Origin of the sequence: Aeromicrobium sp., from assembly GCF_036675695.1 — a bacterium.
Classification (GTDB): domain Bacteria; phylum Actinomycetota; class Actinomycetes; order Propionibacteriales; family Nocardioidaceae; genus Aeromicrobium.
Map to the genome: position 1 here is coordinate 1 of NZ_JAKFEL010000011.1, position 14,495 is coordinate 14,495.

The 14,495-nt window shown below is 65.2% G+C and carries 16 protein-coding genes; 8 read left to right on the forward strand and 8 right to left on the reverse strand.

From position 1 onward, the window contains the following. Both V6M39_RS00350 and V6M39_RS00355 read right to left on the reverse strand, forming a co-directional pair. On the reverse strand, positions 1-124 hold a 124-nt coding region (locus tag V6M39_RS00350; protein WP_332641708.1), incomplete at its 3' end, for a DUF3040 domain-containing protein. Next, entirely contained in the window at positions 111-884 is a 774-nt protein-coding gene (locus V6M39_RS00355; protein ID WP_332641677.1) for a methyltransferase domain-containing protein, read from the reverse strand. The genes V6M39_RS00355 and V6M39_RS00350, both read right to left, overlap by 14 nt. A 251-nt stretch (positions 885-1,135) precedes the next feature. Here V6M39_RS00355 and V6M39_RS00360 point away from each other — a divergent pair, with 251 nt between their 5' ends. The 4 genes from V6M39_RS00360 to V6M39_RS00375 are packed head-to-tail and all read left to right on the forward strand — an operon-like array spanning position 1,136 to position 4,527. Next, positions 1,136-1,711, forward strand: a complete 576-nt coding sequence (locus tag V6M39_RS00360) for a DUF4126 domain-containing protein (protein WP_332641678.1) — start codon at positions 1,136-1,138, stop codon at positions 1,709-1,711. A 9-nt stretch (positions 1,712-1,720) separates the two neighbouring features. Next, positions 1,721-2,977, forward strand: a complete 1,257-nt coding sequence (locus V6M39_RS00365) for a phytoene desaturase family protein (protein WP_332641679.1) — start codon at positions 1,721-1,723, stop codon at positions 2,975-2,977. A gap of 27 nt (positions 2,978-3,004) precedes the next feature. After that, positions 3,005-4,153 carry a hypothetical protein gene (locus V6M39_RS00370; protein WP_332641680.1) on the forward strand — a complete coding sequence of 383 codons (1,149 nt, stop codon included), beginning with the start codon at positions 3,005-3,007 and terminating at the stop codon, positions 4,151-4,153. Then, on the forward strand, positions 4,150-4,527 hold the full coding sequence (locus V6M39_RS00375; RefSeq protein ID WP_332641681.1) for a YybH family protein: 378 nt from the start codon (positions 4,150-4,152) through the stop codon (positions 4,525-4,527). Before V6M39_RS00370 ends, V6M39_RS00375 begins: the two co-directional genes overlap by 4 nt. Positions 4,528-4,539: 12 nt before the next feature. Here V6M39_RS00375 and metF read toward each other — a convergent pair whose 3' ends face one another. Further along, positions 4,540-5,433 carry a methylenetetrahydrofolate reductase [NAD(P)H] gene (gene metF / locus V6M39_RS00380; protein ID WP_332641682.1) on the reverse strand — a complete coding sequence of 298 codons (894 nt, stop codon included), beginning with the start codon at positions 5,431-5,433 and terminating at the stop codon, positions 4,540-4,542. A gap of 23 nt (positions 5,434-5,456) precedes the next feature. On the opposite strand from metF, the gene V6M39_RS00385 reads away from it, so the two are divergent. Then, on the forward strand, positions 5,457-6,518 hold the full coding sequence (locus V6M39_RS00385) for a polyprenyl synthetase family protein (RefSeq protein ID WP_332641683.1): 1,062 nt from the start codon (positions 5,457-5,459) through the stop codon (positions 6,516-6,518). On the opposite strand, the gene V6M39_RS00390 is transcribed toward V6M39_RS00385, so the two are convergent. Continuing rightward, on the reverse strand, positions 6,493-6,912 hold the full coding sequence (locus tag V6M39_RS00390) for a barstar family protein (RefSeq protein ID WP_332641685.1): 420 nt from the start codon (positions 6,910-6,912) through the stop codon (positions 6,493-6,495). The two genes, V6M39_RS00385 and V6M39_RS00390, sit on opposite strands and share 26 nt — an antisense overlap. Next, positions 6,909-7,310 carry a ribonuclease domain-containing protein gene (locus V6M39_RS00395; protein ID WP_332641686.1) on the reverse strand — a complete coding sequence of 134 codons (402 nt, stop codon included), beginning with the start codon at positions 7,308-7,310 and terminating at the stop codon, positions 6,909-6,911. Before V6M39_RS00395 ends, V6M39_RS00390 begins: the two co-directional genes overlap by 4 nt. 147 nt (positions 7,311-7,457) lie before the next feature. Between V6M39_RS00395 and pknB the strand changes: the two genes are divergently transcribed. Then, on the forward strand, positions 7,458-9,452 hold the full coding sequence (gene pknB, locus V6M39_RS00400) for a Stk1 family PASTA domain-containing Ser/Thr kinase (RefSeq protein WP_332641687.1): 1,995 nt from the start codon (positions 7,458-7,460) through the stop codon (positions 9,450-9,452). Between the two features lie 6 nt (positions 9,453-9,458). Next, positions 9,459-10,325 carry a DMT family transporter gene (locus V6M39_RS00405; protein ID WP_332641688.1) on the forward strand — a complete coding sequence of 289 codons (867 nt, stop codon included), beginning with the start codon at positions 9,459-9,461 and terminating at the stop codon, positions 10,323-10,325. On the opposite strand, the gene V6M39_RS00410 is transcribed toward V6M39_RS00405, so the two are convergent. The 3 genes from V6M39_RS00410 to V6M39_RS00420 all read right to left on the reverse strand — a co-directional run bounded on the left by V6M39_RS00410 (position 10,322) and on the right by V6M39_RS00420 (position 13,626). Further along, positions 10,322-11,656 carry a class II 3-deoxy-7-phosphoheptulonate synthase gene (locus V6M39_RS00410; RefSeq protein ID WP_332641689.1) on the reverse strand — a complete coding sequence of 445 codons (1,335 nt, stop codon included), beginning with the start codon at positions 11,654-11,656 and terminating at the stop codon, positions 10,322-10,324. The two genes, V6M39_RS00405 and V6M39_RS00410, sit on opposite strands and share 4 nt — an antisense overlap. 61 nt (positions 11,657-11,717) lie before the next feature. Further along, positions 11,718-12,746, reverse strand: a complete 1,029-nt coding sequence (locus tag V6M39_RS00415) for a 6-phosphofructokinase (RefSeq protein ID WP_332641690.1) — start codon at positions 12,744-12,746, stop codon at positions 11,718-11,720. A gap of 124 nt (positions 12,747-12,870) precedes the next feature. Beyond that, positions 12,871-13,626: a lysophospholipid acyltransferase family protein gene (locus tag V6M39_RS00420; RefSeq protein WP_332641691.1), complete on the reverse strand. Its 756-nt coding sequence runs from the start codon at positions 13,624-13,626 to the stop codon at positions 12,871-12,873. An 80-nt stretch (positions 13,627-13,706) separates the two neighbouring features. On the opposite strand from V6M39_RS00420, the gene V6M39_RS00425 reads away from it, so the two are divergent. Then, the gene (locus tag V6M39_RS00425) at positions 13,707-14,483 is read left to right on the forward strand and encodes an alpha/beta hydrolase (protein WP_332641692.1); all 777 of its coding nucleotides are present in this window, start codon (positions 13,707-13,709) and stop codon (positions 14,481-14,483) included. The last annotated feature ends 12 nt before the right edge of the window (positions 14,484-14,495 follow it).

Here is a 14,495-nt window from a genome sequence, read left to right on the forward strand (position 1 = left end):
CCACACGACGGTTGTGCGCCATGAACTTCGAGCCCCGAAGGGTCGACGCAAAGTCGGGGTCTTCAGCGGCCAGCGATTGCTCGAGCTGATGGAGCAGCCGGGCCTCTTCGTCAGAGAGCGGCATTTTTGCCTCCTGGATCGGATGATGCTGATTCCAAGTCTAGGCGTGCGATTGACTGCAAGCCAGCGGAAACGGATGTGAAGTCGTGTGAAGTACGTGCAAGTCGCTCGAGAGCGAACAATGCCTCTCGCGCTCCCGGCTCTCCGTCAACGATTGCGCTAGGGACCAAATCGGCGAAAACCCGGAGCCCATTTGTCGCTACCGGTTCGAATCCACGGGCAGCCAGAAGGTCCTGGAGCTCATCGAGGCCGAACCTCCGTGGACCGAGCAAACGGACATCCCACGCGTCAGCCGTGGCGCTCAGGAGCGCCTGCGCGGTGGCGAAGTCTCCTGCGAGCGCGCGTGCCGTGATCGCCGCCAGCCGCCCTGCGACGACAACGCTCACGTGACCGCCAGGTCGCAGGACCGTGGCGACGGCGGCCAAAGCCTCGGTTGGGTCGTCGACGTACTCGAGCACGCCGTGGCAGATGACGAGGTCGAAAGACTGTGGATCCACATGGTCGAGCAGATCGGCGGTGTCGCCCTGTATGCCGCGGACCGCTTCGACGAGGTCGGCGTCTGCAGCGCGACGGTGCAACGACGCCAATGCGTCGGGACTCGGATCAACGACTGTGACGTGGTGTCCGAGGAGCGCCAGACGTACGGCGTCTCCCCCGGTCCCGCCGCCGAGATCAAGAACATCCAGCCCACCTTTGCCGCCGCCCGCAATATCGGTGGCATCGACCACGGACTGCCACATCAACTCGGCACGGACCGGACCCATGACGGACACTGTGCCACAGGGCCAGGGCGTGTCTGGCAAACCCCCGCGGCGATCCGAGCGGCGTCCGCGCCCGTCTGACAAGGCCGAGGGCCGAAGCCATACCAGGGTTGTCTAGCGAGGACCGAGAACGCCGTCAGACGGGATGCGGCGGCGGTCGGGCGTGTGGGGGTTTCCCAGACACGCCCTGGGGTCGATTTCCGATAGCGTCCTGCCATGCACGATCAGTCCGAACGACCTGACTGGGTCTCCTGATGGACCTCGCGGCTCTGGTCTTCTCCAGCGGCTGGGCCAGCGGTGTCAACGCGTACGCAACCGTCGGCGTACTCGGCCTGCTCGCTCGGTTCACCGAGACATCGATCGTGCCCGACGCATTCGCTCGTACCGACGTGCTCGTCGTGGCTGGGGTCATGTTCCTGGTCGAGTTCGTCGTCGACAAGATCCCGTGGCTCGACTCGGTCTGGGACGGCATCTCGACTGTCGTCCGACCGACCGTTGGAGCCTGGGTGGCGTGGCATCTCGCCGGCGACTCGTCCGGTGTCGATCAGGCGCTGCTCACCGCGCTGGGCGGAAGCACGGCTCTGGCCTCGCACGGCGTGAAGTCCGGCGTACGACTGGCCGTCAACACCTCACCCGAGCCGTTCAGCAACGGGATTGTCAGCACGACCGAGGACATCGGCGTGATCACCATCGTCTCGCTTGCCGTGGCTCATCCGTGGTGGGCGCTGAGCATCACCGCATCGCTCCTGATCGCTGGGGCGGCCACCGTGATCCTGCTGTGGAAGACGATCAGCAGAGCACGACGTCGACGGCGCGAGTCGAACGCGTAGTCTGCGCGCATGGCGCAGGTCGTGGTGGTCGGAGGCGGCTTCGCCGGCATGTCGGTGGCAGCGCGCCTCGCAAAGCTCCGCCACAACGTCACGCTGGTGGAGGCGTCAGACCACCTCGGCGGTCGGATGCGCGGCGTCCCGATCGACGGCACACACCGGCAGATCGAACTCGACACGGTCACCCTCCCGGCCGTGTTCCGGGACCTCTTCCGCAAGTCGGGGCGGCCGTTGGAGAGCCTGCTTGAGCTGGAGATGACCGCGGGCCGTCGTCATGTGTTCAAGGACAAGTCGATCCTCGACCTTCCCCTCGGCAACCGCGGCGACCAACATGCCGCCCTGACGAAGGCGTTCGGCGAAGACGAGTGGTCACCATGGATCGATGGCCTCGCCGACACCTGGGACGTCTTGCGCCGCACGGCGCTGGACCAGGTGTTCGCCGGCAAATCGGCCGTCGACCGGAACGTTCGCAAGGCTCTGCGAGCGCGTCGAAGCATCTCTTACGTCGCTGACCGGTTGCCCGATGAACGTCTCGCCAAGATGCTGCTCAACCCGCTCCGCCTCTCCGGCCAAGATCGCGTAGCGACCCCAGGATTCGCCGCGGTGAGTCACTACGTCGAGCGCAACTTCGGCCGCTGGCGCTTCACCGGCGGGCTCCCTGCTCTCGCGGAGGCGCTGGAGGCACGGTTGGCCGAGCGCAAGGTCACGATTGCGCTCGGCGAGTCCGCCCACGAGCTCGTACGCGATGGCGCCCAAGTGACCGGCGTGATCACCGACCAGCGCACGCTTCCCGCCGAAGTGGTGGTGTGGTGCGCACCGAGCTGGCCCGCTCCCCTGCCCGCACCTCGCACGATGCAGGTCATCCCGGCGAGCCGAACGTTGATCACCCTTGCGGACGATGCACCCGAGCTGCCAGAAGAGATCCTCGTCCATGCCAACCCTCCGATCCGCCTGTTCTCGGGCGGCAAGGGCGAATGGACGATCGAGCACCGCAGCGGTGAGGACGTGCTCGACGCACTCGTACGCTTCGGCATCGACCTGCGAGATCACGTCACGTCTCGAACGGACCTGACGCCGAGCGACCTCGTACGCCTCGGTCACTGGGGTTGGGCGTGGCAGGGCCTGAGCACCGCTTGGGAACTGCCCGGAGTCGCTCCGAGCGGCGGGCTCTACTTCGCCGGTGCGCATGCGCATCCAGGCGGGTCGCTCGAGGCGATCGGTATGGCGACAGCAGCCATCGCCGAGGACATCGGTCCAGCGAAGCGTTGAGATCGCCTTGCCCAGTACTGTGACGCCATGCCGGGCCCTCCGATCACTCGCAAAGAGACGGTGGTCTCCTACTCGAAGCCGCGGGTGACTGACGACGTCGTCACCTGGAAGGGCACTCTGACGGGCCGCCAGACCTACAGGGTGGGGATGCAGTTCAGCTCCCCTGACGCACGCCGTTTCCGGCCGACCGGCCGCCCGTGGCTCCTGGCCTTCCTCCCTGCTGCCATGCGACTGGGCGACCCAGTGGTGGTCGACGGCCCGATTGACCAAGGCACGGTCGACAACTTGATGGAGTGGCAGGAAGCTCAGCTGCTCTGGCACCCACGCAAGTACTCGGTGGTCCCCATCAGAGGAGACATCGAGCGCCGCCCACACCAGCCCAAGCGCGGCGCTGGCGCCATCACCGCGTTCTCTGGTGGCGTCGACAGCGCCTTCACTCTCTTTCGCCACTCAACCGCGAGCGCGAGCAGTCCGTTCCGGTCGACCGACCTCAGCGCCGGACTGATGGTCCACGGCTTCGACATCAAGAAGAGCAACGAGACGGAGTTCCGGACGGCATACGGGAGGTCCGAGCGGATGCTGCGCGCGTACGGAGTCACGCCATATTGGCTGCGTACAGACCTCCGCAAGGTCGGTCGCGCGCTGCACTACTCGTGGGCCAGAAAGTCACACGGCATCTCCCTCGCCGCCGTCCTCGCCTGCTACGAGCAGTTCTTCTCTCACTCGATCATCCCGTCGAGCTATCCGTACAACCACCAGATCCTGCCGTGGGGCTCGACACCCATGACGGACCACCTGCTCGGGTCCGCGACGCGGCCCGTCTGGCACGACGGCGCCTCCCACGACAAGCTCGCCAAGGTGAGCGCGTTCGCGCACGAGGCGCCCATTGCCGCCGACCTGCGAGTCTGCTTCCTGGGCAAACAGCAGGACCGCAACTGCGGCACGTGCTTCAAGTGCCTCACCACGCAGGCGTGCTTCTGGATCAATGGTGTCGATCGGCCAGCCTGTTTCGGAGATGGCGCTTCGGTCAACGACCTGGCCGGCGTCGAGCTCGCCGATTCCTACAAGATCCTCCTCGCTGACCGTATGCGGACTGCCGCGGCTGCCGCCGACAGATCTGATGTCGTCTCGGCCCTCACCACCGCACTGAACAAGAGCACCGGAGCACTCACATGAGCATCGACGCCGAGATCTCGACCTGGCTTGACGAGTTCGCCGACTGCGTACGTCAACGCGACACCGACCGCGCTCGCCCGCTGTTCTCGCCGACCTGCTTCTCGTACGGCACACGCGTTGCCGAGGCCGACGGCTTGGACGCGCTGGTCGAGCACCAGTGGGCGCCAATTTGGGAAACAACGTCCGGATTCAGCTTCGAGCCCGACTCGATCCACGTGATGCCGGCCAACGACAGGTCTGTGCACGTGGTCGCCGCCCGCTGGTCATCGGTGGGGACCGATCTGAGGCAGGGTCGCTGCACCCTGGTCCTTGAGCGGTACACCGAGCAGGGAGCTCTCGTGGCGGTCCACAGCCACTTCTCGCTGCTCCCGTAGACGCCCCGAAAGTCAGACGAGACCGTCGGCGCGCAGGGCCTCGAAGATCTCTCGTGTCGCCTTGGAGCGGTTGAGGGTGATGAAGTGCAGGCCCGGCGCTCCACCGGCAAGCAAGTCGCGGCACAGCTGCGTCGCCAGCTCGATGCCCTTGGCACGGACCGCGTCCTTGTCGTCCTGGATCGGCTCGACCTGTTCCAACACCTCCGGCGGCAGTGCCGCACCGGACAGCTCAGCCATCCGGGCAACCTGCGAGAAGTTGAGGATCGGCATGATGCCCGGAACGATCGGGATGTCGCTGCCCAGTGCTCGCACACGCTCGACCAGCGCGAAGTAGTCGGAGGCGCGGAAGAAGAGCTGGGTGATCGCGTAGTCGGCTCCGGCCTCGGCCTTGGCCACCAGAACCTCCGCATCGTGCTCGAGGCTCTGGGCGTCGGGGTGCCCCTCGGGGAACGCTGCGACACCGATGCAGAACCCACCAAGCTCGGAGGCCAGCTCCACGAGGTCGATTGCGTGGTTCATGCCGTCGGGATGCGGCTCCCAGGGGGCTCGCGGTCCGCCCTTGGGGTCGCCGCGGAGTACGAGCACATCGTCGACTCCGGCAGCGGCGTACTGCTTGAGGACTGACTCGATCTCGCCCTTGGTCTGCGCCACAAGAGTCAGGTGACCGACGGGACGCATCGACGTCTGCTCCGCAATGCGAGCGGTGATGCGTACGGTGCGCTCCTGGCTGGTGCCGCCCGCACCGTATGTGACGGAGACGAACGTTGGATCGAGTGCCTCGAGGTCTGCGATGGTCTTCCAGAGCACGGCCTCGCCCTCGTCGTCCTTCGGCGGGAAGAACTCGAACGAGGTCGTCGGGTCGGGTCCGCGCAGGACTTCGAGGAAGGAGCGATCATCGGCGGGCATGACCCAACGGTATCGTCCGACATGTGACCGCACGCGCAGACGATCCCGAATTCCGGACTCAAGTCGATGTGGCACTTGTCTCGTTCGTCGATCGCCAGCGGCCCCTCCTCGCCGAGCTGGGACCTGACCTCGGCGAGCTCGCTGACTCGGCCCTCGGCTTCGTCGTGGGGGGCAAACGCTTGCGACCGCAGTTCTGCTACGCCGGCTGGCTCATCGCCGGCGGCTCCCCCACTGATGCTGGCTTCGTGACCGCGGCTGCCTCGTTGGAGTGGCTCCAGGCGAGCGCCCTGGTGCACGACGACCTGATGGACGGCTCCGACACCCGGCGCGGACGGCCCAGCATCCATCGCGAGTACGAATCGCGGCACCGTACGGAGGCCAGGTCCGGTGACGCTGCAGGCTTCGGACTGTCGACCGCTGTTCTGCTCGGCGACCTGATGCTGTCCTGGTGCGATGAGATGCTGACTCGCGCCGTCCTGGACTCGCCGTCCATGGTGGCCAATCTTAGCAACGCGCGGCGCTTCCTCGACCTGTGCAAGTCCGAGGTCGTTGCGGGCCAGTTCCTGGACGTGGTCGGGCAGACGCGGTCGTCGCTCTCGGTCGACGAGGCCATGAAGGTCGTGCGCTACAAGTCGGCCAAATACACCGTCGAGCGCCCGCTCCATATCGGTGCCGCTCTGGCCGGCGCAGAGCCCGAGCTGATCGCCGGCCTGAGCGAGGTCGCCTTGCCGCTCGGGGAGGCGTTCCAGCTGCGCGACGACGTGCTCGGCGTCTTCGGCGACCCTTCAGTGACCGGCAAGCCGGCCGGCGACGACCTGCGCGAGGGCAAGCGAACAGTGCTCATCGCGCGGACGTCCGAGCTGACCGACGATGCAGGTCGCACCTTGCTCCACGAACAGCTCGGGACCGCCGGCGGAATCGAAGCCGTACGAGAGCTGATCCAGTCCTCGGGTGCCCTTGCGGCCGTCGAGGCCGACATCGCTCGACTCGAGGATCAGGCCGAGTCGGCGCTCTCTGCGCTCGGACCCGAAGCACGCGAGATCCTCGGCCCGCTCGCGCTCACAGCAACCCGTCGAACTCGCTGATTCCGAAGTCGTCGCGAACGATCACGGCAAATGATGCCGCCTGTCCGGCAGCGTCGCGCAGGACGTCGAGCACCGCCGCAGCCTGCATCGGGTCGATCGCCGACAGTTCGCGCAGGCCGTCCCATACGAGCACCAGAGGCGTGACGGTGAGATCTCCGAGCACGTCGAACAATGCATCGAGATTGCGGCCGAACCACGACGGCAGCCCCCACGCAGCGGTGACCTCGTCGTAGAACGCTTCGACAGAGTGCACGTCGGTCGTGTCGAGGTGCAACGCGCGCCACCCGGCCGTCTCGGCCTCTCCGATCAGATCCCTGTCTGGATCGCCGCGCCAGCTGAACAGCCCTGGGGATGTCGAACCTTCGAGCAACGACGTGTACGAAGCGCTCATCATTTCACCAGCTTCGGTGGGTAGACGCGTTTGAACGATCCGTAGTGGTCGTCGGTGTAGTAGTACTCGTCGCCCTCGCCGTGAACGATCCGCCGTGCTCCGCGATCGGTCTCGCCCGGTGTCGGCACGGTGTACTCGCGCCAGTAGCCCCGCTCGTGCTCAGGCAGTCGCCGTTCGCGGTTCATGAACACAGCACCATCCCGCCGATACGGGAACGGACCGTCGCTCTGAATGAGCGCAATGGTGTCGACGGCTTCCTGCGGGAGCGATCCGATCGAGCTGGGTGTCGAGTCCGTTGCTGTGGGCTGGGGAGCCGATGAGGTCTCCGTGCCGCCGTACTGGCTGATGAGCACGAGACCCGCGATGCCGATGACGACGGCGAACAACATTCGACGGCTCATGGGTCCATCGTTGCTCATTTGCGCTGACGAGGGCATAGGACACCACCGCGCGGACACGGATGCCATGGCCCGATCTTTGTGGACAAGCATCTAGAATCAACCCCTACGGAACCGCATGGTCCGAGGTCGAGGAGGGCTGGCGTGGTGATGACGGGCGACGAAGCCCTGATCGGTCGCGTCCTCAATGACCGCTACCTGATCGGCAAGCGCATTGCGCGCGGCGGCATGGCGAGTGTGTTCTGGGCGACGGACCAGCGGCTCGACCGACCCGTCGCGATCAAGGTCATGCACCACGGTCTCGGCGATGACCGCCAATTCACCGAGCGGTTCCACCGCGAGGCCAGGTCTGCCGCCAAGCTCAACCACCCCAATGTCGTGTCGGTGTTCGACCAGGGCATGGATGGCGAAGTCACCTACCTCGTCATGGAGTACGTGCCGGGCCGCACCTTGCGCGACATCATGCGCGAAGAGGCGCCTATGCCGCCCTACCGTGCACTGGAGCTGCTCGAGCAGATCCTGATCGCGCTGTCTGCCGCGCATGCCGCACACATCATCCATCGTGATGTGAAGCCCGAGAACGTCCTGATCACCCCAAGTGGTGAGGTCAAGGTCGCTGACTTCGGACTGGCCCGCGCCGTGAGTGCAGCCACCACCGCCACCGGCGGCACCCTGATCGGCACGGTTTCCTATCTCGCACCCGAGATCGTCGTGAACGAAGGCGCGGACGCCCGCTCCGACGTCTACGCGTGCGGCGCGATGCTCTACGAGATGCTGACCGGGGTCAAGCCGCACTCAGGCGAGTCCCCCATCCAGGTCGCCTACAAGCACGTGCACGAAGACATCGGCAAGCCGTCCGAGCTGCAGCCTGGCATTCCGCCCTATGTCGACGCGCTCGTGACGCGTGCGACTGTGCGCGATCGTGACCAGCGCTCGACTGACGCCCGCGTTCTGCTTCAGCAGCTTCGATCGGTGCAGCGCTCTCTCAACGCAGGTATGGATGACGATCCGGAGCTGGTCGCCGACCTTCTCCCCGGCGCTCGGATCACCGACGCTGACGGCGAGCCCACGGAGTTCGTCAAGCGCGGTGCCATCGGTTTCAACGCCGGCGACTCCGAAGCAACCCAGGCCGTACGTCCCCCGTCCGAGCCGACGGTTCAGTGGGATCGGGCCGCCAACGCTCCCGTACAACCCCTCAAGGCAGGCCTGCTTCCGCCAGTCTCGTCCGACGACTACAAGCAGATGCGCGCCGACGAACCCCGTTCCAAGCGCGGTCGCAACCTGCTGGTCCTGGCCATCGTCATGACCCTGCTCGCGACACTGCTCGGGTGGTACATCGGCATCGGTCGCTATGACACGGCTCCACAGCTGGTTGGCACCTCTGAAGCTGAAGCCAAGGAGAACGCCGAGCGGCTCGGATTCGAGTTCGAGGTCGCGGGGGTGGAGTTCTCCGAGGACTACGCCAGTGGCGTCGTGATGTCGACCGACCCGGGGCCGGGCGACAAGATCCTGCCGGGTGACACGATCAACGCGATCATCTCCAAGGGGCCTGACCGCGTACGTCTGCCCAAGGACCTCAAGGGCATGACCCTGGCGGAGGCCACGACGGCTCTGGGCGCCATCGACCTCACAGTCGGCGAGATCAAGAGGAAGTACGACGAAAAGGTCTCCAAGAACCGAGTCATCGGCGCCATCGGCATCGCTGCCACCGATGACCTCAAGCGCAACACGACCGTCGACCTCTACATCAGCAGGGGCAAGAAGCCGATCAAGGTGGTCGACTTCACCGGCAAGCCCGTCGATGAGGCCGAGAAGGCGCTCAAGGAAGACGGCTTCAAGCTCGAGATCAAGCCTGAATTCAGTGACGACGTCGACAAGGACCTTGTCATCTCTCAGTCCCCGCGTGACGGCACCAAGTTCAAGGGCGACACCATCACTTTGGTCGTCTCCAAGGGCCCGGATCTCGTCGTCGTACCCAAGGTCACCGGGATGACCAAGAACGACGCCATCAAGAGGCTCGAGGATCTCGGGTTCAAGGTTGTCGCGTCGGACGGCGGCAACTACACGGTCGTCCGACAGAGCCCGAAGGCTGGCACCAAGGCCAAGCGCGGCAGCACCGTCGGCATCTCTCAGTTCCCGTTCTAGTTGACAATGCGACCTCGTCTTGCCGCGGCAGCGTTGCTGTCGGTCACTGCCATGTGGGGATCGACATTCTTCCTGATCAAGGATCTGCTGGATCGCGTACCAGCGGCTGACTTCCTGGCGATTCGGTTCGCGATCGCCTTCTTCGCCCTCGTGCTCATCGCACCGAAAGCCATCGGTCGCCTGCAGCCCGGCATGTTGCGCAATAGCGTCTACGCCGGTGGCATCTACGGAGTCGCGCAGATCATGCAGACCACTGGCCTCGGCCACACAGATGCCAGCATCTCGGGATTCATCACGGGCTTGTACGTCGTGGCCACGCCCGTGCTCGCGTCGCTGGCGTTCGGCATACGCATCAGCCGCACGGTGTGGATTGCCGTCGCCATGGCGACAGCGGGTCTGGCGATCCTGTCCTTGCGTGGGTTTGCGGTTCGCTTCGGCGAGGCCATCACCTTGGTCAGCGCAATCCTGTACGCAGTGCACATCGTCGTGCTATCGAGGTGGTCGACGTCAAAGGATGCGTTCGCAATGGCAACGGTCCAGATGGGCGTGATCTCGGCGATCTGCTTCGTGGTGGCGGCACCCGGAGGGATCACGCTCCCCCACACCTCGGGCGACTGGATCGCGGTCGTCTACATGGCCCTGGCGGCAGGGGCGCTCGCGATGCTCGCGCAGACCTGGGCACAGAGCCAGCTCGACGCCGCCCGTGCCGCGTTGCTCATGACGATGGAGCCGGTGTTCGCGGCAGGGTTCGCCGTGCTGTTCGGCAGCGAGACGCTGGGCTGGCGGGTCGCCATCGGCGGCACCATCGTGCTCGTCGCGATGATCCTCGCCGAGTCGTCAGGGCGTACGAAACCCGTCCACCAAGTCCTTTAGGCTCCGGACAGCATTTCGGCGACCAGGAAGGCCAGCTCGAGGCTCTGGGCTCGGTTGAGGCGCGGATCGCACAGCGTCTCGTAGCGGTGCGCGAGGCCTTCGGCCGACAGCTTGGCTCCGCCACCAACGCACTCGGTGACGTCATCACCGGTGAGCTCGACGTGAACGCCTCCAGGCCAGGTGCCGAGACTGCGGTGCACCTCGAAGAAGCCACGGACCTCGTCGATGACATCGTCGAACTCGCGCGTCTTGTAGCCGTTGGTGGTCTCGAAGGTGTTGCCGTGCATCGGATCACACACCCAGGCGACTTCGAGCCCGGCCGCAGTGACCTTCTCGACAAGGTTGGGCAGTCCGTCGCGGATCTTGTCCGCACCGAAGCGGGTGATGAACGTGATCTTGCCGGGTACGCGCTCAGGGTTGAGCTTCTCGTACAGCGCAATCGCGTCATCGGCAGTCGATGTCGGGCCGAGCTTCACACCGATCGGGTTGGCGATCTTGCTGAGAAGCTCAACGTGCGCGCCATCGAGCTGACGGGTGCGCTCGCCAATCCACACGAAGTGGCTCGACACGTCGTACGGCTGCTCAGTGCGCGAGTCGATACGGGTGAGTGAGTGTTCGTACTCAAGGATCAGGGCCTCGTGTGACGAGAAGAAGTCGACGGTGTGGAACTCGTCCGGGTCGACGCCGATCGCGTCCATGAACGCCAGCGCGCGATCGATCTCGGCGCCGATCCGCTCGTAGCGCTCGCCGACGGGGCTGTTCTTGACGAAGTCGGTGTTCCAGGCATGCATCTGGCGCAGGTCGGCGTAACCACCAGTGGTGAACGCTCGCGCGAGATTCAGCGTCGACGCAGATGCGTGGTAGACCTCGACGAGCCGCTGTGGGTCATGCGCACGCGACTCGGGGTCGAAGTCGAAGCCGTTGACCGCGTCGCCGCGGTAAGCCGGCAAGGTGAGGCCTTCGCGGGTCTCGGTGTCACTCGACCGCGGTTTGGCGTACTGACCGGCAAGACGGCCGACCTTGACGACCGGAACGCTTGCGGCGTACGTGAGCACGACCGCCATCGAGAGCAGGACGCGGAGCTTGTTGCGGACGTTCTCGGCAGTGACGCCTTCAAACGTCTCGGCGCAGTCGCCACCCTGGAGCAGGAACGCCTCGCCGCGGGCTACCTCGGCGAGCTTGTCACGCAGCGCGTCGCACTCGCCGGCAAACACCAGCGGGGGCATCGTGCGGAGCCTCTGAACGGCAGCATCGCGCGCAGCAGGGTCGACGTAGGTCGGCTGCTGGGCGGCTCCGATCGCACGAAGCTCATCAAGGGTGGGAATGCTCACGAGCTAATCGTACTTGGCGCTGACGGCGCCTAGATGCACACGCCGAGAACGTGGACTCAGGTCAGCCAAACAGGACTTCGGCTTCTTCGTAGAGCTCGGGGCGGACGACCTTGAGGACCTTGGTGCCCTCGGCGAGCGGTACGCGCTCGATCTCCGTGCCCCGCAGCGCCACCATCTTGCCGAAATCGCCTTCGTGCACGGCCTGGATCGCGTGCAGACCAAACCGAGTGGCGAGCCACCTGTCGAAAGCCGTGGGGGTGCCACCGCGCTGGATGTGGCCCAACACGACGGCCCGGGCTTCCTTGCCCGTACGCTGCTCGATCTCTGACGCCAGCCGGTCACCGATACCGCCGAGCCGAACGTGACCGAAGGCATCCTTCTCGCCGCTGACCAGCGACATTGCGCCACCCTCGGCGGGCACGGCACCCTCGGACACCACGATGATCGGCGAGTAGTGCGTCGCAAACCGGCTCTCGACCTGCGCGCAGACCGCGTCGATGTCGAATGGGCGCTCCGGGATCAAGATGATGTTGGCACCGCCGGCGAGACCGGCGTGCAGGGCGATCCAGCCGGCGTGACGACCCATGACCTCCACCACCAGGACGCGGTGGTGGGACTCGGCGGTCGTGTGCAAGCGATCGATTGCTTCCATGGCGATGTTGACGGCCGTGTCGAAGCCGAAGGTGAAGTCGGTGCCCGACAGGTCGTTGTCGATCGTCTTGGGCACGCCCACGACGTTGACGCCGAGGTCAGCGAGTTTGGTCGCGACACCGAGGGTGTCCTCGCCGCCGATCGCGATGAGGGCGTCGCATCCGTTGGCCGCGAGGTTGTCCTTGATGCGCTCCACGCCGTTCTCGATCGCGAACGGGTTGGTACGCGACGAGCCGAGGATCGTGCCGCCACGCGGAAGGATGCCGCGCACCTCGGGGATGCCGAGCGTCATCGTGTCGTTCTCGAGCGGTCCCCGCCAACCGTCACGGAATCCGACGAACTCGTGCCCGTACGTCGACACTCCCTTGCGCACAGCTCCTCGGATGACTGCGTTGAGTCCGGGGCAGTCGCCTCCGCCGGTCAGCATGCCGATGCGCATTGAAGCTCCTCTGTGTTTGGTTGACTTGGCACTTGATCTCACGAGGTTTCGATAGTCCTGGCGGCTACGCCGCGTGGGTACTCAACCTGATTGAACACTCCCTCGCAGAGCTCGGTCGGGTCAATCATTCGAGGGGTTTGATGTCGTCCCAGACTTCATCGGCGGCGGCGCGATCGACAGCCTTGGCTGCGGCCCGCTCGGTATCGCGGTCGCGCTTCTTGGAGTCCTGCGCGTAGAGGTCGACGTACTCCTGGTCCGACAGACGCATGATTTCGTACATGATCTCGTCGGTGATCGCTCGCAGGATGTAGCGATCGTCCTGCATGCCCTCATAGCGGCTGAAGTCGAGCGGCTTGCCGAAACGTACGCCGGGGCGCGCGAACTTGCCGAAGATCTTGCCGGGAGGCGCTACAACATCGGTGCCGATGACAGCGAGCGGGATGACGGGCACGCCAGCTTCGAGCGCGAGTCGCGCAACTCCCGTACGACCGCGGTAGAGCTTGCCGTCGTGCGAACGGGTGCCCTCCGGGTAAATGCCGCACACCTGGCCGTCGTCCAGCAGGCGCAGCTGAGTCTTGATCGCGCCGGCAGCGGCCGAACCGCTCGTACGGTCGATCGGTACCTGCCCGGCGCCGGAGAAGAACGTCTTCTGCAGCCAGCCCTTGATGCCCGACCCCTCGAAATACTCAGCCTTGGCGACGAAGGTCACCCGGCGAGGGATGACGAGCGGCATGAACAGCCAGTCGCTGTAGGACAGGTGGTTGCTCGCCAGGATGGCGGCGCCTTCCTTCGGAACGTTCTCCGTGCCCTCCGCCCATGGCCGGAAGATCAACTTGAGCAGTGGACCCAGCGCAAGGAACTTCAAGAACCAATAGAACACGAGACGAGACACTACTCCGTACGGAGCCGTGCTCGCAGGTCACTGGCCGACGACCTTTCAGATGAGGGAAGATGGCTGGCATGAGCACTCCTTCTCCTGTTGCCGTCGTGCCCGGAGCCGAACCCTTCTCCGCCGACGGCGGACGTATCGGTGTTTTGCTGAGTCACGGGTTCACCGGCTCGCCGGCTTCGATGGTTCCGTGGGGCAAACACCTCGCTGAGCAGGGCTACACCGTCCGGGTCCCTCGCCTGCCTGGCCATGGCACGACCTGGAAGGACATGAACCGCACCCGCTGGGAAGACTGGTACGCCGAGCTCGACAAGACCCTCACCGAGCTGCACACAAAGTGCGACAAGGTCGTCGTCGCTGGTCTCTCGATGGGAGGCGGTCTGGGGCTCCGTCTGGCGCAGCAGCGACCCGCGGACGTCGACGCGCTGGTGCTCGTCAACCCAGCCATCAACCTGGCGCGCTTCGACGTCAAGCTCGTACCCGCGCTGCAGTGGCTCATCCCCGCCTTGCCCGGCATCGGCAACGACATCAAGAAGGCCGGTGGAGACGAGGTCGGCTACGACAAGACTCCGCTGAAGGCCCTGGCATCGCAGCTCAAACTGTGGAAGGCCATCCGAGCAGACCTCGGCAAGGTCACCCAGCCGCTTATCCTGTTTCGCTCCGACGACGACCACGTCGTCGACATCACTTCCAAGGACCTGATCCTCGCCAACGTCTCTTCCTCCGTGAAGGACTTCGTCGAGCTCAAGGACAGCTTCCACGTCGCAACGATCGACAATGACGCGCAACTGATCTTCGACCGCACATCAGCGTTCATCGCCGAACACGTCGGGGCAAGTAGTGCCTGAGCGCCAGCGAAG